This is a genomic window from Spiroplasma endosymbiont of Acasis viretata, assembly GCF_964031275.1.
Taxonomy (GTDB): Bacteria; Bacillota_I; Bacilli_A; order Mycoplasmatales; family VBWQ01; genus Spiroplasma_E; species Spiroplasma_E ixodetis_A.
The window spans coordinates 858,877-880,737 of sequence record NZ_OZ035019.1 but is presented as its reverse complement, the minus strand read 5'-3'; the positions used below and the strand labels follow the sequence as shown (position 1 = coordinate 880,737).

At 24.8% G+C, this 21,861-nt stretch carries 15 protein-coding genes, 1 tRNA gene and 2 pseudogenes; 9 read left to right on the top strand and 9 right to left on the bottom strand.

Going from position 1 to position 21,861, the window contains the following annotated elements:
- Positions 1-128 precede the first annotated feature (128 nt).
- The 3 genes from AAHM96_RS04870 to AAHM96_RS04860 are packed head-to-tail and all read left to right on the top strand — an operon-like array spanning position 129 to position 2,865.
- On the top strand, positions 129-671 hold the full coding sequence (locus AAHM96_RS04870) for a ribosome-recycling factor (RefSeq protein ID WP_338960208.1): 543 nt from the start codon (positions 129-131) through the stop codon (positions 669-671).
- A 34-nt stretch (positions 672-705) separates the two neighbouring features.
- Complete coding sequence (locus tag AAHM96_RS04865) at positions 706-1,719, top strand: phosphatidate cytidylyltransferase (protein ID WP_342272816.1); 1,014 nt, start codon at positions 706-708, stop codon at positions 1,717-1,719.
- 24 nt (positions 1,720-1,743) lie between these two features.
- Positions 1,744-2,865, top strand: coding sequence for a site-2 protease family protein (locus AAHM96_RS04860; RefSeq protein WP_342272815.1), 1,122 nt, complete (start codon positions 1,744-1,746; stop codon positions 2,863-2,865).
- 174 nt (positions 2,866-3,039) lie between these two features.
- Here the strand turns inward: AAHM96_RS04860 and AAHM96_RS04855 are convergent, their stop codons facing one another.
- The 7 genes and pseudogenes from AAHM96_RS04855 to AAHM96_RS04825 form a co-directional block, all read right to left on the bottom strand.
- On the bottom strand, positions 3,040-3,492 hold the full coding sequence (locus AAHM96_RS04855) for a class II fructose-bisphosphate aldolase (RefSeq protein ID WP_342273724.1): 453 nt from the start codon (positions 3,490-3,492) through the stop codon (positions 3,040-3,042).
- Positions 3,446-3,858 (bottom strand): annotated as a pseudogene (locus tag AAHM96_RS04850) (class II fructose-bisphosphate aldolase). The gene AAHM96_RS04855 and the pseudogene AAHM96_RS04850 overlap by 47 nt, the downstream one beginning before the upstream one ends.
- Before the next feature lie 121 nt (positions 3,859-3,979).
- Entirely contained in the window at positions 3,980-4,777 is a 798-nt protein-coding gene (locus tag AAHM96_RS04845; protein ID WP_342272814.1) for a Pr6Pr family membrane protein, read from the bottom strand.
- Between the two features lie 32 nt (positions 4,778-4,809).
- The gene (locus tag AAHM96_RS04840) at positions 4,810-9,159 is read right to left on the bottom strand and encodes a PolC-type DNA polymerase III (RefSeq protein WP_342272813.1); all 4,350 of its coding nucleotides are present in this window, start codon (positions 9,157-9,159) and stop codon (positions 4,810-4,812) included.
- Positions 9,160-9,569: 410 nt separating this feature from the next.
- A protein-coding gene (locus AAHM96_RS04835; protein ID WP_342272812.1) for an IS5 family transposase occupies positions 9,570-10,359 on the bottom strand; the annotation gives its coding sequence in 2 pieces (ribosomal slippage) (positions 9,570-10,097 and positions 10,099-10,359; 789 coding nt in all).
- Between the two features lie 44 nt (positions 10,360-10,403).
- Positions 10,404-10,928, bottom strand: coding sequence for a hypothetical protein (locus tag AAHM96_RS04830; RefSeq protein WP_342272811.1), 525 nt, complete (start codon positions 10,926-10,928; stop codon positions 10,404-10,406).
- Positions 10,929-11,106: 178 nt separating this feature from the next.
- Positions 11,107-11,541 (bottom strand): hypothetical protein, encoded by a 435-nt coding sequence (locus tag AAHM96_RS04825; protein WP_342272810.1) that lies wholly within the window; start codon positions 11,539-11,541, stop codon positions 11,107-11,109.
- A gap of 104 nt (positions 11,542-11,645) precedes the next feature.
- Here AAHM96_RS04825 and AAHM96_RS04820 point away from each other — a divergent pair, with 104 nt between their 5' ends.
- The 5 genes from AAHM96_RS04820 (at position 11,646) to lon (ending at position 18,245) form a co-directional block, all read left to right on the top strand.
- Positions 11,646-12,623, top strand: a complete 978-nt coding sequence (locus AAHM96_RS04820; protein WP_342272797.1) for an IS3 family transposase — start codon at positions 11,646-11,648, stop codon at positions 12,621-12,623.
- Positions 12,624-13,395: 772 nt separating this feature from the next.
- Positions 13,396-13,471: transfer RNA gene (locus AAHM96_RS04815), tRNA-Arg, on the top strand.
- 36 nt (positions 13,472-13,507) lie between these two features.
- A complete protein-coding gene (locus AAHM96_RS04810) occupies positions 13,508-14,269 on the top strand; it encodes a DUF3196 family protein (protein ID WP_342272809.1) in 762 nt (253 codons plus the stop codon).
- Positions 14,270-14,284: 15 nt separating this feature from the next.
- Positions 14,285-15,595, top strand: coding sequence for a trigger factor (gene tig, locus AAHM96_RS04805; RefSeq protein WP_342272808.1), 1,311 nt, complete (start codon positions 14,285-14,287; stop codon positions 15,593-15,595).
- Between the two features lie 265 nt (positions 15,596-15,860).
- Positions 15,861-18,245, top strand: coding sequence for an endopeptidase La (gene lon / locus AAHM96_RS04800; protein WP_342272807.1), 2,385 nt, complete (start codon positions 15,861-15,863; stop codon positions 18,243-18,245).
- Between the two features lie 381 nt (positions 18,246-18,626).
- Here lon and AAHM96_RS04795 read toward each other — a convergent pair whose 3' ends face one another.
- The gene (locus AAHM96_RS04795) at positions 18,627-19,604 is read right to left on the bottom strand and encodes an IS3 family transposase (RefSeq protein WP_342272762.1); all 978 of its coding nucleotides are present in this window, start codon (positions 19,602-19,604) and stop codon (positions 18,627-18,629) included.
- 249 nt (positions 19,605-19,853) lie between these two features.
- Positions 19,854-20,090: pseudogene (locus AAHM96_RS04790) on the bottom strand (transposase); the annotation flags it as partial.
- Between the two features lie 768 nt (positions 20,091-20,858).
- Between AAHM96_RS04790 and AAHM96_RS04785 the strand changes: the two are divergent.
- Positions 20,859-21,791: an Mbov_0401 family ICE element transposase-like protein gene (locus AAHM96_RS04785; RefSeq protein WP_425288741.1), complete on the top strand. Its 933-nt coding sequence runs from the start codon at positions 20,859-20,861 to the stop codon at positions 21,789-21,791.
- Positions 21,792-21,861 lie beyond the last annotated feature (70 nt).

The following is a 21,861-nucleotide window of genomic DNA, read 5'->3' as shown; positions in this document are numbered from 1 at the left end:
AACCACCAATTAATGATGTTTTTTATTTTTTTAAATAGTTTTCCATTGGTTTTAATAAAAATTATTATATAATTTTTATAGTTTGATTTAAAAACAACTTAAAATTATTAACTAGGAGGAAAACAAATATGGAAGTTATTATTTTAGAAGCCACAAATCTGATGAATGAAATAATTTTACGTTATAAAAATGAAATTAACAAAATTCGCACCGGAAGAGCTAATCCTAATATCTTAGAAGGAGTTAATGTTAAATGTTATGGTGGTGTTGATAGTTTAAGTAATATTGCGCAAGTTAAAGTAGCAGAAGCACATCAATTATTAATTAAACCATATGATCGCAGTTTAATTAAAGACATTACAGAAGCTGTTACAAAAGCTGATTTGAAATTACAAATTAAAAGCGAAGCAGAGAATATACGTTTAATTTTCCCACAATTAACAGAAGACGTTCGTAAATCTTTAGTTAAAGATTTGAGTAAAAAAACTGAAGAATATAAAGTTAAAATCCGTAATTGTCGACGTGATGCTGTTCAAAATCTGAAAAAAATAAAATTACCAGAAGATCAAGAAAAGCATGCAGAAACTACAATTCAAGATTTAACTGATAGTAAAATTAAAGAACTTGTATTAATAGAAAACAATAAAAAAGCCGATTTAATGAAAATTTAGCAATAAAGCAATAAAAAGTTAGGGGTTAAATATTGTGAAAAAAAAGATAATAAATAAAGAAAATATAAAATCTAAAATTTCTTTTTTTGCAAAACTTAGTAATTTTTTTAGAACCTATCAAAATCGTATTCTTACAAGCTTTATGTTAATTGCTTGTGGTGTATTATGAATGTTTATTGGGGCAGTTTATTTAGAACCAATTTTTGGTAATAAACCACAGTGATCAGCCTATACATTTATGATAATTAATACTTTAATTTTTATTGGTTGTTTATGAGAAATTATTAATTTAAAAAAAGAATCAAATTGATCAATTGTACTTAAAATTTCTATAATTTTAACAGGAGTCATACTTTTATGAGTTCCGCTTGGTAAAGAAACTTTTGGTCCATATATTTATAATCATTATTGATTTGAAACTTGAATGACTTTATTAACTTTATTATTTTTCATTTGTATTTTTATTTTAATTGCTTGACGAAGTAAAAATTTTCAATTAAGTGATGTTATTTTTATTTTTACTTGAATTATTTATTTAGTATTTGTTGTTAAAGCTGTTAATTTTTTAATGTTATCAGAAATTAAACTTTCAAAACTAGGATGACGAACATTATTGTTTTTATTCATTATTGTTATGTCTAATGATGTTGGTGCTTTTATTGGTGGTATAATTTATGGTAAAACAAAAATGGCACCAAGTATATCACCAAATAAAACTTGAGAAGGTGCTATTACTGGTTTAATAACAGCAGTTATTTTAAGTATGATAACAGTAACTGTTTTTTTAGAAACAAGTAATTATAATCCATTGCCTTTTTTAGAAGTTAATAGTAAAGCACCAATCTATATTGCTTATTTTGCTACTAGTTTTATTCTTTCAATCGTTAGTCAAATGGGTGATTTATTATTTTCTTATTTGAAACGTAATTATCATGTTAAGCATTTTTCAAATATTTTACCTGGACATGGAGGATTATTAGATCGTTTAGATTCATTTTCAACAGTAGTTATTTTTGGTTCTCTAATTACTCTAGCAGCTATTGCTTAATATATAAAATTTAAGGATGAAGTTATGTATATATTTTTAGCCATTTTAATTGGTTTATTTACAATATTATTTTTAATTACATTGCATGAATTTGCTCATTTTGTAATTGCTAAATTATCAGGAGCATATGTATATGAATTTGCTATTGGTATGGGACCAAAACTTTTGCAGTGAGGTAAAAAAGAAACACGTTATACTTTAAGACTATTACCATTGGGTGGTTATGTTTCTATTGCTTCAGAAATTGCTGATGCTCCTAAAGGACGAGAAGATGAAGTAATTGATGGTAAACGAATGATGGAAAACTTGCAACGTGGTAAAAAAGCAGCTTTCATTAGTGCAGGTGCACTAATGAATTTATTATTAGCTTTTATTTTATTAATGATTGGATATGGAATTTATCCACATAAATATGATCCTAACTTGCCACCAACTTATGCAACAACAGGACCATTATATGAAGCAGTTAAAGAATATAATGAACATAATCCAACTTTTAAAATTTTAGATACTGATGCTATTACTAGTATTTATAATACTGGTGATATTGAATCTAAACAATCAATTAAATCATATTATGATTTAGAAGCATGATTAAGTAAATATAATAAAAAGACTACTAATGGTACAGTTATTGCTGATTACGAAATTACTTTTGATAATAAAAATGATAAAACTGTTATTTTTAAACCAGTAGAACAAAAAGGTGTACTATTCATTGGTGTTAGTCAAGGTAGTTATTATTTAAATGCAGGGCAAGTTATTAGTAATGGTATCATTGATACTTTTAAAGATAGTTACAGTTTTTTACAAGCATTAGGACAATTAGTTACTTTTCATTGACAAAATTTATCAGGACCTGTTGGTATTGTTAAATCAACTAATAGTTTTTTAAATCCTGATTTATCATCAACACAAGCAGCAAGTACATATTTTCGTTGAGCAGCATTATTATCATCTAATTTATTTTTATTAAATATGTTACCAATTCCGCCATTGGATGGTTATAAATTTGTTGAAAATGCAGTTGAAGCGGTAACAAGAAAAAAATTAAATGAAAAATATAAAATTATTGTCAGTATTGCTGGAGCTATATTATTTTTAGTTATCTTTATTGCTATTACTATTAAAGATATATTTTTTTAATCTTTACTTTATAATAAAATCTTATTATAAATAGGATAATAAATTTGAATGAAAAAGTTTTGAGTAATTTTCTTAATTATTTATATTTTAAAAAAATAAAATAGTTACTATTTTAAGTGAACAATATTGTTCACTTTTTATTTTATTTTGAAATATACTTTATAAGTATAAAAACTAAAATTTATATCGATTATTTGCTTCTAAGAGAATTATTTTTTCTTCAACAAATTTCTGAATAGCTATCATTGCATTTTCTGTTAATGTATTAAGATTAGACAAATTAGAATTAGTTTGCAAACTTTTTTTTAGACTTTCAACGTAAATCTTTCTTAAATCACTACTAATATTAACTTTAGTAATACCAGCTTTAATTGCTAGAGTTAATTGTTCATCATTAATAGTAATATTATCATGTAATACTAAAAAAATTTCAGGCATTTTAATAGCAATTTCTTTAATTAGAGAAATTTTTAAATCTTGTCTATTATCTTGATGATGATTATTGATAGCAGTAAATACAAGACAATTAATATTAGTTTTATTTCTAAATAATATTGCTTGTTCAATTAAATTAATATCATTAGTAATATACTCCTTTTGTATTATTGTAAAAAATCTCTGATTCAACAATAATACCCAAAGGAGCAGCAAAATGAACAATATCTTTAGTTTTTTCAATATTTTCTTTAATTGGATAGTTACTGTAATTTAACATAACTGAACTAAAATCAGATGTAATTTTAGTTTTAATAAAGTGTGGATCAAGACAGTGGTCTAGTTGTAAAAAAATGGTACTTTTGCATGATTAATAACATTATTAATAATAGCAAGTACATATTTTAAATCAATACAATTAATAGTGTTAGGTGTTATCATTAAACATATTGGTGCTTTTTGTTTTTCGGCTGCATTAGTAATTGCAATTAACATTTCTAAATTATCAAAGTTAAAACTTGGGATTGCGTATTTGTTAATTTGTGCATGTTTTAACATTGTTTTCAAGTTAATTTTCAATTACAATCACCTAACTTTTCTTTTTTTTAATTATATCAATAATATTTATCATGTAAGGAATATAAGATATGTTTTAAATTTTTACTTTTTTCTTTTCTTTTTAATTTTGCTTTTCTTTTTTTTTATTAAGTTGACGTAATATTTTTTGATAAAAATCATATAAACGATGTTCAGAAGTTTGATAACGTTTGAACATTAAGTTATTAATTCAAATATAAAAATATTGTAAACTGAAAACTAAACCAAAAACAAAAACAACAGCACTAGCAGCGATTAATCATCCATATTCGCCATTTGAATAATCAAAGAAAAAATATGGATATCATGTATCTCTTGGTGGATGACCAGTTTCTATAAAATCTAAATAACGTAAATTACCTCTAATTAGAATAACAATACAATAAATTGCTGGATAAATAACAATTAATCATAAATATATTTTATGTTGTTGTTTGATATTAATATATTGATGACCTGACGTAACAATAAAACTAGTAATCATAATTATTGGCATTAATAAGTGTAAAATTAATGTTGTAATTCAATTATAAGCACTGTATTGTTTTGGATCTTGCTCAGCAGTGAAAATACCTATTCAAAATACTAACATCGTAATAGTAATATAAACAGTTACTGCTAATCGAGTTTGAAAACTTGGTTTAGTACCACGAAAATAAGAATCAAATAAATAAACACAAAAATAAATAACAACCATATAATTACTCTCAGTAGTAAAAAAAGCATAGTAGTTACTTACTCGTTCACCATATCCTAAATGTTCAAATTTTTCCATTGGATAATATATTGCACTAATTAAATCAATAATTAAAAATAAAATTATCATTATTAATGCAGATAAACGTATATAAAAGTTGGCTTTGTTACTTAATTTATACATAATAATCCCACATCTTTTCTTTTTTCTTTGTATTATAATTCTAACATTAATTGTGTATTTTCTTCTAAATGTTCTAATACTCCTAACTTATTTAATAGTTGATAATTAGTTTTAGTAATATTAGTTCGTAGTTGTAAATCATTTTTTGAAGTAATTGCTTGTTCACTCCTTGCTTTAACAATTGAATTAGCCACAATTTCACCCAATCCATCTAAAGTAATAAATGGTGGTAAAATTTGTTTTTCACCATTTATTACTTTAACTTGAAAAAGTTTAGCATCAGAATGTTCTAAACTAATATTGCTAAATTTAATATTTCTAGCATTCATTTCTAATGCCACTTCTAATAATGGGATTAAATCTTTTTCTTTAGTAGTAACTGTATTTTTTTGACCATCATTTTTTCTTAATCTGTTATTAATATCTTTTAATTTATTAGTAATAGCACCAATACCTTGTAACATAGTTTTAATATCAAAAATTTCGCATCTTGTTGTAAAATAAGTAGCATAATATTCATGTGGATAATAAACTTTAAATCAAGCTACTCTTCATGCCATTAATACATAAGCAGTAGCGTGTGCTTTAGGAAACATATATTTAATTTTTTTGCAAGATTGAATGTATCAATTAGGAACTTTCTTTTCTTGCATTAACTTTTCATATTCTTGTTTAATGCCTTTTCCTTTACGGACATCTTCCATAATATTAAAAGCAATTTTTGCTGGTAAGCCTTGATATACTAAATAAGTCATAATATCATCACGACAACCAATTACATCTTTTAGTTTTAAACCTTGTTGTGAAATTAATTCATCAGCATTATTTAATCAAACATCAGTACCATGTGATAAACCAGATATTTGTACTAATTCAGAAAATGAAGTAGGTAATGTATCACTTAACATTTTACGAACAAAACCAGTACCAAATTCAGGGATACCAATTGCTCCTGTTTTTTCGCCAAGTAAATCATCACTAGCAATATTTAAGGAACTTAAATTAGAAAATAATGATAAAACTTTTTCATCTTGATTAGGAATTGTTTTTGGATCAATACCAGTTAAATTTTCTAACATTTTTAATGCTGTTGGATCAACATGACCTAGAATATCTAATTTTAATAAATTATCATGAATAGCATTAAAATCAAAGTGGGTAGTTTTTCATGTAGAACTAGTATCATCAGCTGGAAAATTAATTGGTGTAAAATCATTAATATTATATTCTTTTGGTACAACAATAATACCACCAGGATGTTGACCAGTTGTTCTTTTAATTCCAACACATCCTTGACTTAGTAACTCTAGTTTTGCTGCACGCATATCTGATTGACCAATTTTTTCTGCATAAGCTTTAACATAACCATAAGCTGTTTTATTGGCAATTGTTGAAATTGTTCCGGCACGAAAAACATTTTCTTCACCAAACATTTCTTTAGTAAAATCATGAGCTTTATTTTGATATTCACCAGAAAAGTTTAAATCAATATCAGGTGTTTTATCACCATCAAATCCTAAGAATGTTTCAAAAGGAATATCATGACCATCAGTAATTAAATCAATATTGCATTGTGAACACATTTTTTTTGGTAAATCATAACCACACTTATAAGAACCATTACTAATAAATTCACTAGTTTTACATTGTGGACATAAATAGTGTGGTTGTAGTGGGTTAACCTCAGTAATGTTAGCAAAAGTAGCTACTAAAGATGAACCAACTGAGCCACGACTACCAACAAGATAACCATCTTGTAAAGATTTTTCTACTAATTTGTGTGCAATTCAATAAACAACAGCAAAACCATGAGTAATAATTGCATCTAATTCACGAGTTAAACGTTTTTCTACATATGTTGGTAATGGATTACCGTAAAGATTTCATGCTTGTTCATAACAAAGATTACGTAATTTAGTATCAACATTAATAATACTTGGTGTAAATAAGCCATCTTTGATTGGTTTAATCATTTCAAATTGTTTAGCTAATTGCAAAGGATTATTAATAACAATATCATTAATTAAATTAGGGTCATCTAAAAAATTAAATTCTGTTAACATTTGATTAGTAGTTCTTAAATGTTGATCAGGATATGATGTAACTTTACCTTTACGATCAAATAATGGGTGCAATAAACCACCAATTGCTTTGCTATTAATAATAACATCACGATATATTTTTTCATGGGGATGTAAATAGTGGGCATCGCTAGTAGCAATTACTAATTTATTTAATTTAAGGGCATTATTAATAATTTTTTTAATAGTATCATGTAATTGTTCTTTAGTAATATTTCCTAACTGTATTAAGTGTTTATAAACAGTAGGTGGTTGGATTTCAATAAAATCAAATCACTTCATTATTTTAATTAGTTCTTCTTCACTTTTATTTAATGCTGTTTCAAAAACAGCACCATTTATACAACTACTACCAATTAATAATTCTTTTCTATTTTCATTAATTGCTTCTGATATGATTTTTGGTGTTTTATAAAAATACTTTGTATGAGATAGTGAAACTAATTGATATAAATCTTTTAAACCTAATTGATTTTTTGCAAAAATAGTAATATGTTCACCACGAAGTTTATAATTAATTTGTTCATTAATTAAGTTATTAATTTCTTGTAAATTAATACAATTAAATTCTGTTTTTAATTGTTGTAACATTTTTAAAAATACTTGTGCTAATACATTAGCATCATAATCAGCACGGTGAGCAATTTCATCATCATATTTAATGCCATAAGTACGACAAATAGTACCTAATCGATAATATTTTAGTTGTGGTAGAATTGCTCTAGATAATTGCAAAGTATCAATGACAGGATTATTTAAAGGCATGAAACCCAATTGTTTCATTGCTGCTTGTAAAAAACCAAAGTCAAAGTTAGCATTATGAGCAACTATTGTTTTATTACCAATTATTTCAATAATTGTTGGCAATATTTGTTGTAATGTTTGTTTATCTTTTAGCATAACATTGGTAATACTAGTAAGTTCAGTAATATGTTCAGGTATGGGATTATTTGGTTTAATTAAAATTGTATCTTGTTTTAAAATCATATTGTCTTTAACAATTGTATAACCAAATTCAATAATTTCGTGATAATTGGTTGATAAACCAGTTGTTTCTAAGTCAAGAACAATGTATTCTAAATCTAATAATGATGTATTAATATTATTTTTAGTAATACTAATATTATCGGGGATTAAATCCATTTCAACACCATACATTACTTTTAAGTTTGGATGTTTTTTAGCAGCATTAGCAATATCTGGGTATGCTTGTATATTTAAGTGATCAGTAAAACCAATTGCTTGGTGTCCTCATTTAGCTACTTGATTGATATAATCACTTGCTGAAGTAATACCATCCATAGCACTCATTTTAGTATGAGTATGAAATTCAATTCTTTTAGTTTTAGCATCATCATTATTGTTAGCATTTTTATTATTTAAATCGATAATTAAATCATCAATTCATAGTACTTGTTCTTTACTATAATTATCATAACGACTATTAGCATTAATTTTTATTCAATCATCAACTTTAATATTATCAAATTTCTCATCTGGTTGATCGCTATTAATAAATGCTTTGCAAGTAATTGCATCGCTATAATCAGTAATTCAAAATGAATAAAATCATTTTTGAGTTTTGGTTAAAAATTTATTAATTTTAAAAACTTTACCACTAATAATAATATTGGGTTCGTCGCCAATGATATCTTTAATGCTATGAGTTGGGTCTGTTATTTCTAAATTAACTTTTGCTTTTTTGCGATAAGTAGTGGTACTAAAATTTTTACTTACATTATTTTTAGTAATTTTAGTTTTTAAATTGTTGGTAATTTTGCTAATTTCTGTTTTAGATTCATTTTCATAACTAATAAATGGTTGCTCTGCTTTATTTATTTTAGTTTTTAATTGAATTTTTTTAAAACCATATTGTTGAAAGTAATTAATAAATTGTAAAAATTCATTAGTTATTAATTTCTCTTCAATACTATTATGAATAGTAATGGTAATAATATTATTTTTATAATTAATTGCTGAGTCGGGTAAAGAATAATAAATGCCAGCTAATAGTTGCAATTTATGAGTTTTAATATAATGAAAATATGTTAATACAGTTGATTCATCAGCAGTAAGAGAAACATTAAAATCGACACTAATATTCGAAACAGGTAATTTTTCAAAATGTTGTTCAAAACTTTTTAAAGTAGTAGTTGTTAGAAAATTAGGTAAATTGATGGTAATTATTACTTGTTGATTATGATGAAAATATTGTACTTTTTTAATAGTGGCATGATTAAATTCATTATTAACATCATTAAAATCCATTTCATGGAAAAGTTTTTGCAAATCTTGGTTCATATATTTTTCCCTCTCTTAATACTAAATAATTAACAATAATAACTATATTTTAATTAAAATATATTAAATCATTATTCTAATGTTTAATCAAATTTCATATTTTAATTATAACTTAATTAAAATTCTTATTCTTATTCTTATATAAAAAAATAAAAACAAAATAATTTAATTACAATAAAAAGTAATGCCTAAATATTAGGCATTACTTTTTATCATGAAGGTGTTATTGGATTATTTGTTTTAGGTAATGTTTCGGTTTCAAAAATAGCATTTATATTATTCACATTAAAATTTGAATTTAATTGTTGATTTCTTGTTTGTATAGATGGTTTATTAAAAGATTTTTTTTGTTCTTTTGTAAACACTTGTATTTGTTCTTTGGTAAATGCTGCCTTTTGATTAGAACCTGTTTAAAATCTTTTCAATAAAATTGAAATAAAGGCAAGAACAACCATTTGTAAGCTAGTATTTAATTTTTTTTCACAATTTTTTCATAATCTTCTGCATTTTTCTAATCATGCAAAACTTCGTTCTACAACTCATCTTTTTGGTAATACTACAAAAGAATGTAATTCATTACGTTTTATAACTTCAACATTTGCATTTGTAATTGTTTTAATTTTAGAAGCAAATTTTTCACTAGTATAACCAGCATCTACTAGTATTTTTTGAACTGCAGAAAGATTCTCTTTTTCATTTTCAATCATTATTATAGCACTATTACGATCTGTTTTTTCTGCTGTGGTTATGTAAATTGCATGTGGTAAACCTTGAGAATCAACAGCAATATGACGCTTTATTCCTGAAATCTTTTTACCAGCATCATAACCTTTATTTTTAGTAGTATCTGTATTTTTAACACTTTGTGAATCAATTATACAAAAACTAGTTTGTTCTTTTCTACCATTATTGATACGAAATGCCTTGACTAATTTTTTTTAAAACTAATTGTAATACACTAGGTTCTTTATCATTATTTTTACTTCAAGCTTGAAAATAATAATATACAATTTGTCATTTTGGAAAATTTTTTGGTAACATTCTTCACTGGCAACCACTTTTTAATACATATAAAACTGCACAAAATACTTCATATAAATCTAAACTTCTTGGTTTAGTTCTCTTTTTAGTATTTTCTAAAATTGATTTTATATTTTCAAATTGCTCTTTGCTAACATTACTAGGATAATTTTTACACATATATACCTCTTATTTTAAAATATATAATCATTTTATCCTATTCTCTAAAAGATTTTAAACAGGTTCTTAGAAGTAAATCATTTTAATTGTTTTGGAGTTAATGATTCAATTTGAAATTTAAATTCATAAAAATCATATTCTATTGTTAATTGATTATTAATTGTTTTTAATGCTTTTCTTATTCCTTTTTCTAGTAGTGAAAACTTATTATAACTGAAATTTTTTATTTGTTCTGTTGTAAATGCTTGTATTTGTATTTTTGTAAGTGCTTTCATTTGTTTTTTTGAAAAAGCATAAAGCAGTAAATTATTTTTTGTAAATAAGGGAATTAAGTTGGAATTAATTGTTGAAACTTGATATGGGCTTAATAGTTGCAATAATTGTCTTCAAATTGGTAACCCATTATTATCATTTGCTTTAATGATACTTAAAATAAATTTATCAATTTCTTGTTTATTGACAGTGTTTGTAAATGATTGTATTTGTGTTTTAGTAAGTCGTTTAAGTTCTGCTTTGCTAAATAATATTTGATTTTCTGTAGGCATATCTTTTAATCTTTGTCCTTTCATTTAAATTTAATTTAATAAAAATCCTAATATAGAAATAATTTCTATATTAGGTATGAACATTTATTGAACATTTATTAAATTATAAAATAATTATAATATAAATTAATTATTTTTGTTATATTATGCATTTTATGAATTATAATTTAATATTTTTTAAATGAATATGTAATTTGTTTTTTTAGACAGAAGTTACTGTTAAACTTCTGGTTCTCATAACTGGTTCTTTTGATGAATTTTCTAGTTCATTAGATACTCTAATGTAATCAAGAGTAATATTTGCTTTTGATACTTTTTTTGTAGAAACAAAACCACTTAATCTTAAAAATTCCTTAAATCGTGATTCTTTAATGTCATTAGGATTAACATTTTCTTTTGATACTCTTACTGTGGAGATAGTAGGATTTGTTCTTAAAAATTTGTTAATTCTTGATTCTTTTCTTCCAAAATTTGTAGTAGTAGCCATTCCACCAGCTATTAAAGTTGTACCAATAGCAACTGGTAATAATGAAGCACCACCAGTCATAGGTGCTGCAGCAACACAAGCTGTTGTTATTCCTGTAGTTATTGTGACACCAGCAATTACTTTTCTTTTTGGCCACTTGCCACTTGCCACTTAGCCCTTTTTACTAGACCATTAATTTAAAAAACCTGAATGTATTCTAAAAACAATTGTGTTATATAATTAACACTAATTTTAACCTGAAAGGATTTTTATTAATGGATAAAATTAAACAAATAGCATTAGTAATTAACAAATTAAATATCAAAGAAAAAATTAAAATTATTGATGATTGTAAAAATCAATATTCAATTAGAAACCTATGTCAATATCTTCAATTAAACAGATCAACATATTACTTTTTAAAAAATAAACAAAAACCTATTAAAAAAGAAGAAAATCATATTATTAAATGCAATCATAAATATCAAAAAATATGCCAACTTTTAATCGAATTTCATTCTACAAGAAAAGGCAGAATTTATGGATATTTAAGAATTTTTTCAGCTTTTAAAGAGTGATTAAAACAAGAAAAAAATATCATTTTAAATATAGAATTATCAATAAAACAAATGCGAAAAATTATGAAAGAACACAATATTCAAGGATTAAAACAAACTAAAAATAACTATCCTAAAAACAAAAAAAATCCAAATAAGTGAATACCTACAATGGATAAAGTAAACAAAGATTATAAAAGTACAACCTCTTCAAATCAAATTTGATCAATGGACACTAAACAAATAAATACTAAAGAAGGATGATTATATCTTTTTGTAATTATTGATTTTTATTCAAATAATGTTGTTAGTTATAATATTGCTCCTAATAAATCATATCAGGATTTAATTCTTCCTGCTCTTGAAAAAATCAACAAACAATTTTCTTGAAATCAAATAAAAAATGTTATTTTACATTCAGATAACGCCAACGAATTTTATTGTCAAGATATCACAAAATGAGCAGAGGATAAACAAATAATTTTAAGCAAAAAACAACCTTATGATATTGGTGGTAATGTATTATCTGAAAACTGATTTTCTCATTTATCTCAAGAATGACTACCTAAAGGATCAAATCAATATTTATCCATCAATGAAGCTATAAATGATGTAAATCAATATGTTATGTTTTATAATTATGAAAGAATACATTCTAAATTTCTAAAACCACCAATTTTACAAATTAAAATTTAGAATTTTATATCAAAAATGGTCCAGTAATTAAGGGCCAACCACCGTTATAATATTGCTCCTAATAAATCATATCAGGATTTAATTCTTCCTGCTCTTGAAAAAATCAACAAACAATTTTCTTGAAATCAAATAAAAAATGTTATTTTACATTCAGATAACGCCAACGAATTTTATTGTCAAGATATCACAAAATGAGCAGAGGATAAACAAATAATTTTAAGCAAAAAACAACCTTATGATATTGGTGGTAATGTATTATCTGAAAACTGATTTTCTCATTTATCTCAAGAATGACTACCTAAAGGATCAAATCAATATTTATCCATCAATGAAGCTATAAATGATGTAAATCAATATGTTATGTTTTATAATTATGAAAGAATACATTCTAAATTTCTAAAACCACCAATTTTACAAATTAAAATTTAGAATTTTATATCAAAAATGGTCCAGTAATTAAGGGCCAACCACCTTGTACTTATTTCACTAGGCATAATACTTTTCTTCCTTTTTTTTCAATATTTAATTTAATAAAAATCCTAATATAGAAATTATTTCTATATTAGTAATGAACAATTATTAAATTATAAAAAATATTATAATATAAAAAAATGAAAATATTTTATTTTTTTTAAAAAAAATATTACTTAAAGGTACATAATGAAATATCAAAATAATATTAAATATATTATTATTATTTTATTGAAAAGTAGCCAATTAATAATTGCATTTTTTAATCAAACAAGTTAAGATTACTTATGGTAAATGTTATGCCTACGTAGCTCAGTGGATAGAGCACCGCCCTTCTAAGGCGGGGGTCAGAAGTTCGAATCTTCTCGTGGGCGCCATTAAATTTTAAAATACTAAGAAGGTTTAACTAAATAATGATAAATCATGACAATTATTATCAAGACATTATTGGTAAAATTAACCACCTCATTAGTGAAAATAAATGAGATCAAGCAATGAAGTTGGTCAAACATGAATTAGAGATGCCTTATATTCCTATTCATCATGAAGTTACATTACAAGAGTTACATCATAATATTACTACTCATATTAGATTAAATAGTAAAAATGAAAGTCATGAGTGAAATTTAGAGAGAATAAGTCATGTATTAATGAATCCATTTGATGAAGATCTTCATCCGGTGGCATTTTATTATTTACAAAGTCATAATGCTAGGTTAATTTTGCCAACAATTAAGATTTATCTTACAAATAAAAATATAAATAATATAAATAAAACACAACTATTATTTATATTAAATAATCAAGGTATTGATGAAGAAATAGAAGTAATAAAAGGTCATGATACATTTAAAATTAATCCAAAAAAAATAACACAATGACAAGAATCACTCGTTTATTTAAAGATTACAAAAATATTTGAAGATGAAGTTCATATTGATAATCCAGGTATTTATGGTATTTGCTTGTTTTTATTGGATAGTTATTTTGAGAATTTGTTTCCAACATTACCTAATAAAAATCAAGCAGCAGCATTAGCAGCTGCTTTGTATATTCGTGCTTGTAGTTTCCAATTTATTAGTGTAAAATTGGTAGAAAGTGCTAAAAAATTTAAAACTACTACTACTTTAATAAAAAAATACTTAAGTATTATGATTCAACAACAAATTACATAAGGAGAGATTTGAAAAATGACATTAAATATTATAAAAGATGAAAAAAATGGTCTTGGAAAATGACATGTTACCATTGATGCTAAAACTTGAAAAGATCAATTGGCAAAAGCTGAAAATAAATTGATTGCACAAGTAGAAATTCCTGGATTTCGTAAAGGAAAAGTTCCTACTAAAATGGCTAAAAAACATGTAACTGAAGAACAAACTTTACAAACAGCAACTAAAGCAGTTATTACTATTGCTTATGATTTTGCCTTAAAACAAAAACCTAACTTAATGCCTACTAATCAACCCGAAGTTAATGTGGAAAAATCTACTATTAAAGAGTGTGAAATAATGTTTGTATTTGATTTACCAGCAGAAATTACTATTGGTAAATATCGTGCTATTGATATAGTAAAACCTGTAGCAACTGTTAATCAAGAAGAAATTGATACTCAAATTAAACTATTACAAGATCGTTTTGCTATTTTTAATCCAAAAGAAAAAGGAAAATTAGAAAAAGGTGATACTGCGGTTTTTAATTTTACTGGTTTTTTAGAAGGTAAAAAATTCCCTGGCGGTGAAGCTAAAAACATGGAATTAGAAATTGGTTCTGGTAAATTTATTCCTGGTTTTGAAGAAGGAATGATCGGTATGGAACCTAAATCTAAAAAAACTATTGAAGTAACTTTCCCAGAAGATTATCATGTTCCAAATTTAAAAGGTCAATTAGTACAATTTGAAATTGAATTAAACGAAATAAAAACAAAAGTTATTAATGAAGATTTAGAAGAATTAGTAAAAGATGTTAACATTCCAGATGTTACTACTACTGAACAATTATTAGAAAATATTAAAAAACAAATTGAAGTACAAAAAATAATGATAATTAAGGAACAATTTATGGAAGAACTTATTGCTAAAATTGTTAAAGATTCAAAAATAATAATTCCAAATTTTGCTGTTAAAAATGAAACTGAACGTTTAGAAAATGAATTTAAAAAACAATTAGCTAATCAAAACTTTACAATTGAAAACTATATGGCAGCAACTGGTTTATCTCATGAAGAAATTATTAATGAAATAAAAAAGGATGCAATTATGCAACTTCAGAATTTTTTAGTTATTGAAGAAATTATTAAACAAGAAAAAATAGAAATTACCGAAGAAGAAGTTCAAAAACAATTAACAACATTTGCCGACCAATTTAAAATAAGCATTGAAGAAGTTAAAGCAAATATTAAAGATTTAAGTTTAGTGACTACTACCCTAAAACGTAATAAAGCCTTTGATTTATTATGAGAAAGTAACGGTAAAAACCAAAAGCAAACAACAAGTGCTTAATTAATTTAATTTGATAATTATTATATAACCTAATTACCAATTTAATAATTAGGTTATTTTATCGTTTATTTTTTTTCAAAAAGTAAAAATTATCAAAAAAAAAATAAATGTAATAAAATACTACTAGTATAAATTAAATATGAATTAATAAGTGCTGCTGTAATAGTATAGTATAAATCAAAAATTAGATATTTTAGCAATTAAGTATTGCAAGTGCTAATGTTTTATATTATAATCCAGTTAATACATTATTTGAGGTGAGACAATGAAGATAAAAAATATTACTAATATTCCAGTACTAGTAACAAGAGGAAGTTTTGTTTTCCCAACAGTTGAAATAGAACTAGAAGTTGGCAGACATAAATCAGTAGCGGCAATTAATGAATCGGTAGCTAAGTTTAATTCAGAAATTATTTTAGTTTCGCAAAAGGATCCAAAAGTAGATAATCCTCAATTAAGTGAAGTCTACAATCATGGTACTTTGTGTAAAGTGCAAATTCAAAAAAATCATAATGATGGTACACTTACCGTATTTTTTTATGGACAACAAAGAGTTAAAGTTTCTAAGTTTTATGATGATAAATTTTATACAGGAGATGCTGAAACTTTAGTTAGTCCTAATGTTTCAAAATCATTAGAAGAAGAGTTGATCCAAAGAATTGTAAATAATTTACAACAGATTTTAGATGTTCATGGTTCAATTCCACAAGGTGTAATTAGTCAAATCACCGATGGAATGAAAGCTAGTGAAATTATTGATAAAATGGCTCAATTTTTACCATTTTTAACTATCAATAAACGCCAAGAAATTTTACAAGAAATTGATATTAATAAACGTTTAGATTTATTATTGAAAGATGTTGGTGGTCAAAAACAAGTTGGTGCTATTGAAAAGGATTTAACAGCTAAAATTAAAGATCGTATTGATGAACAACAACGTGAATATTATTTACGAGAAAGATTGCGTGCTATTAAAGAAGAATTAGGCGAAATTGATGGTAAGTCTAATGAAATGAAACGTTATTTAGAACGTTTAGAAACAGAAGAGTTTCCTGAAGCAATCAAAACTCGTGTTAAAGAAGAAATTAGTCGTTATGAAGATATGCCACAAGCTTCAAGTGAATCAAATATAATTCGTACATACATTGATTGAATGATGACTTTACCTTGATTTCAAAAAAGTGAAGAAAAATTTGATTTAATTAATGCAAAAAAAATTCTTGATAAATATCACTATGGTTTAGAAAAAGTTAAAGAAAGAATTATTGAATATCTTGCTGTTAAAAAAATGGCTAAGGCAATGCCAGGGCAAATTATTTGTTTAGTTGGTCCTCCTGGTGTTGGTAAGACTTCTTTAGCTAAATCAATTGCTGAAGCGATGGGGCGTACTTTCGTTAAAGTTTCACTTGGTGGAGTTAAAGATGAATCTGAAATTCGTGGTCATCGTAAAACTTATATTGGTGCGATGCCAGGAAGAATTATCCAAGGTATGAAACGTGCTAAAGTTATTAATCCATTATTTTTATTAGATGAAATTGATAAAATGTCATCTGATTATCGTGGTGATCCAGCTAGTGCTATGTTAGAAGTATTAGATCCTGAACAAAATGCTAATTTTTCAGATCATTATATTGAAGAAAATTATGATTTATCACAAGTTATGTTTCTAGCAACAGCTAATTATATGGAAGGTATCCCTGAACCATTAAAAGATCGAATGGAAATTATTGAGCTTTCTTCATATACAGAATTAGAAAAACTTGAAATTGCAAAAAAATATTTAATTCCTCGTGTTATTGAAATTACTGGTTTAAATAATAAAATGTTAAAATTTAAACCAAATTCAATTGAAGAAATAATTAAATATTATACAAGAGAATCAGGTGTTCGACAATTAGAAAGATTATTAAATAAAATTGCTCGTAAATTTATTGTTAAACTTTTGAATAAAAAAATTAGTACTGAAGAAATTGTTGCTGATAATGTTAAAGATTATTTAGGAAAACAAATTTTCGATTATACTAAAAAAGAAAATGAATCACAAATTGGAGTGGTAACTGGTCTTGCTTATACTCAATATGGTGGTGATATCTTACCAATTGAAGTAAACTACTTTAAAGGAAAAGGTAATTTAGTATTAACTGGTAAATTAGGTGAAGTTATGAAAGAATCTGCTACTATTGCTTTAGATTATATTAAAGCAAATGCTATTACTTTCAATATTCCTGATACTTTCTTTGCAGAACATGATATTCATATCCATGTTCCTGAAGGAGCAGTGCCAAAGGATGGTCCAAGTGCTGGTATTACTTTAACAACTGCAATTATTTCTGCTCTGACAAGTAGACCTGTATCAAAAGATATTGGTATGACAGGTGAAATTACACTTCGTGGTCATGTATTACCAATTGGTGGATTAAAAGAAAAATCAATTTCTGCTCATCGTAGTGGACTAAAAACAATTTTAATTCCAAAAGCTAATATAAAAGACTTAGAAGATATTCCAGAAGAAGTAAAGAAAAAATTAAATATTGTTTCAGTTGAATTTTATTCTGAAGTATATGATTTTATTTTTAATAAACATAAAGCAAAAATTCAATCACCTATTAATAATATTAAACCAACTTCAAGTATTATTGATGAAGGTTAAAATCTAATTAAATTATTAATAACTATAACTTTAAAAAAGTAAATACTAAAAACAAGTATTTACTTTTTTTATATAAATTTTTTTTATATTTGTGATAAATTTGATGGTGGTTGGTGGTTGGCCCTTAATTACTGGACCATTTTTGATATAAAATTCTAAATTTTAATTTGTAAAATTGGTGGTTTTAGAAATTTAGAATGTATTCTTTCATAATTATAAAACATAACATATTGATTTACATCATTTATAGCTTCATTGATGGATAAATATTGATTTGATCCTTTAGGTAGTCATTCTTGAGATAAATGAGAAAATCAGTTTTCAGATAATACATTACCGGTGGTTGGCCCTTAATTACTGGACCATTTTTGATATAAAATTCTAAATTTTAATTTGTAAAATTGGTGGTTTTAGAAATTTAGAATGTATTCTTTCATAATTATAAAACATAACATATTGATTTACATCATTTATAGCTTCATTGATGGATAAATATTGATTTGATCCTTTAGGTAGTCATTCTTGAGATAAATGAGAAAATCAGTTTTCAGATAATACATTACCACCAATATCATAAGGTTGTTTTTTGCTTAAAATTATTTGTTTATCCTCTGCTCATTTTGTGATATCGTGACAATAAAATTCGTTGGCGTTATCTGAATGTAAAATAACATTTTTTATTTGATTTCAAGAAAATTGTTTGTTGATTTTTTCAAGAGCAGGAAGAATTAAATCCTGATATGATTTATTAGGAGCAATATTATAACTAACAACATTATTTGAATAAAAATCAATAATTACAAAAAGATATAATCATCCTTCTTTAGTATTTATTTGTTTAGTGTCCATTGATCAAATTTGATTTGAAGAGGTTGTACTTTTATAATCTTTGTTTACTTTATCCATTGTAGGTATTCACTTATTTGGATTTTTTTTGTTTTTAGGATAGTTATTTTTAGTTTGTTTTAATCCTTGAATATTGTGTTCTTTCATAATTTTTCGCATTTGTTTTATTGATAATTCTATATTTAAAATGATATTTTTTTCTTGTTTTAATCACTCTTTAAAAGCTGAAAAAATTCTTAAATATCCATAAATTCTGCCTTTTCTTGTAGAATGAAATTCGATTAAAAGTTGGCATATTTTTTGATATTTATGATTGCATTTAATAATATGATTTTCTTCTTTTTTAATAGGTTTTTGTTTATTTTTTAAAAAGTAATATGTTGATCTGTTTAATTGAAGATATTGACATAGGTTTCTAATTGAATATTGATTTTTACAATCATCAATAATTTTAATTTTTTCTTTGATATTTAATTTGTTAATTACTAATGCTATTTGTTTAATTTTATCCATTAATAAAAATCCTTTCAGGTTAAAATTAGTGTTAATTATATAACACAATTGTTTTTAGAATACATTCAGGTTTTTTAAATTAATGGTCTAGTAAAAAGGGCTAAGTGGCAAGTGGCAAGTGGCAGTGGCTAAGGGCAAGTGGCAAGTGGCTATTTTCAATTGCTAAATAAAATATTTTAAAAACTGCCATATCATTAGGAAAAACTTGAGGCTTTTTAATAATCTGTGTATCTTTGTTTTACAAAGTTACTAATTTAGATTAATTCTGTCTTCAAATTTTATCACAAAATGAGCAATTGCTGTATTTCAATTTTGAATAGGCAATGTTCATTTTTTTGTTATATTTTCAATTGCCAAGTAAAATATTTTGAAAACTGCCATATCATTAGGAAAAAATTTTTTATTTCTGATGATTTTTCGTAATTGACTATTAACAGATTCAATAGCATTTGTAGTATAAATCACTCTTTTCATTTCTACTGGATAACGGGAGCGTGTCGAAGATGTCAGTAACTAAAAAGTTTTAAAAATAGATCCTTTCTTTTTTTACCCTTGAATTAAAAATAAATGACAAAAGACGAGAATAAAAATCTTGTCTTTTTTTTGTAATTGTAAAATTTTAAAATTTTTAATAACCGTCTTTAACGCTATTATCAACACGTGTTAGGGAACTAAAAAAGTGAACTACAACACAGTTGTTAAAAATAGTAGCCAGAGCATGTGGACTTGCATGGATAAATAAAAAGTGGAGTGATACCTAATAAAATATACTAACCATTTAATGGTAATTCTTGGGGTGGGAGCGAATTGGAAACTAGTATATATAGACCTATTATAGGGACCTATTGTATTAATTCTATTCTTTATTTAACCAACCTTGCCACTCCCCAGTGAGCAAGTGTTGGTTTTATTTTTTATTTTTTTTGAAAAATTTTTTTGGGCGAGAAAATAAATTTCAAACTTGTAAAAAAAATGAGTGGGGCCGGTTCAATTAAAATATTAATTTGCTAAATGCAAATTAAATAAATATTGAATCGAATGCCTCAATATTTTTTAAAATTTCACAATTTATTTTTGAGCCCAGAATTGCTGGAATTAATAAAACGAATAGTAGTATTATTAATAATCTAAAAATCAAAATATATGTTCTTTATGCTAGAAGCAACAGAACATATTAGGAAAGGATTATTATGCAAATAGAATTTAAAAAAGAACAAATTGTTAAAGATAAACAACAATCTATTCTTATTGATTATGTTGAATATAAATTATCACTTCCCATTGTTAGATAATTATCTTGGTATTAAAAAATATAGTAAACTTGCACCAAATGTTATTAAACAAATTTTAAAATATTTTGCTGATGATAAAAAGTATCGTGATGTTTGTGATACTTTTATTGAAGATTTAATAAGTAATAGTACAGTTTGTAGAACATATCAAAAATTTGAATTACCAAAAGTTAATATTACTAAAATAGTATTAGAAAAAAATCAAACATTATATATAAATATTGATGATGGACATAGAAAATTTAAATTTAATGAAAAAAACAATACTAAAAATTGTAAAAAATGTTCTATGAGATTAATAGTATTTTGTACTGGTAAAAAGAAAAATGGAAAATTAATTAATAAAAGAGCTGCATGTCAAATAAGAGTATCAAAAACAGAAATTGGTGCTGAAAAAACTGCAAAATTAATTGAAAAATATGGTAATTTATTTTTTGAAAATTTTGACCAGGCAAATTTAATAGTTTGTGGAGATAGTGCAAAATGAATTAGAAAAACTGCTACAATTTTAAATGCTAAATTTATTTTAGATAAATTTCATGCTTTTCATGTTTTATTTCTTGGTATAATGGCTGGAAGAAGAAAAAATCAAATTGCTAAATTACACTATCAAAATGCAATAAATTTATTTGAAAAAGGTGAATATTATGAATTAATTGATTTTTTACAATCATTAACTTTACAATATAAAAAATTAAAAGTTGGTTATTTTATTAATGCCAAAGATGGTGTATTAAACCAAGCATTAGTTGAAAATATTGGTTGTTTTACTGAAACTAATATTAAACAAATTTTAAAGCATATGATTGGTGATAGAACTTATAACATTGATATGTATACAAAAATGGTTAATTTTAAATGCTATCAAATAAACACAGCAGTACAATTATTATAAAATAAAAATCCCTAATTAAGGGATTTGCCTAAGAGACCACGTACTTTACATACGCTTAGTAATCATAACG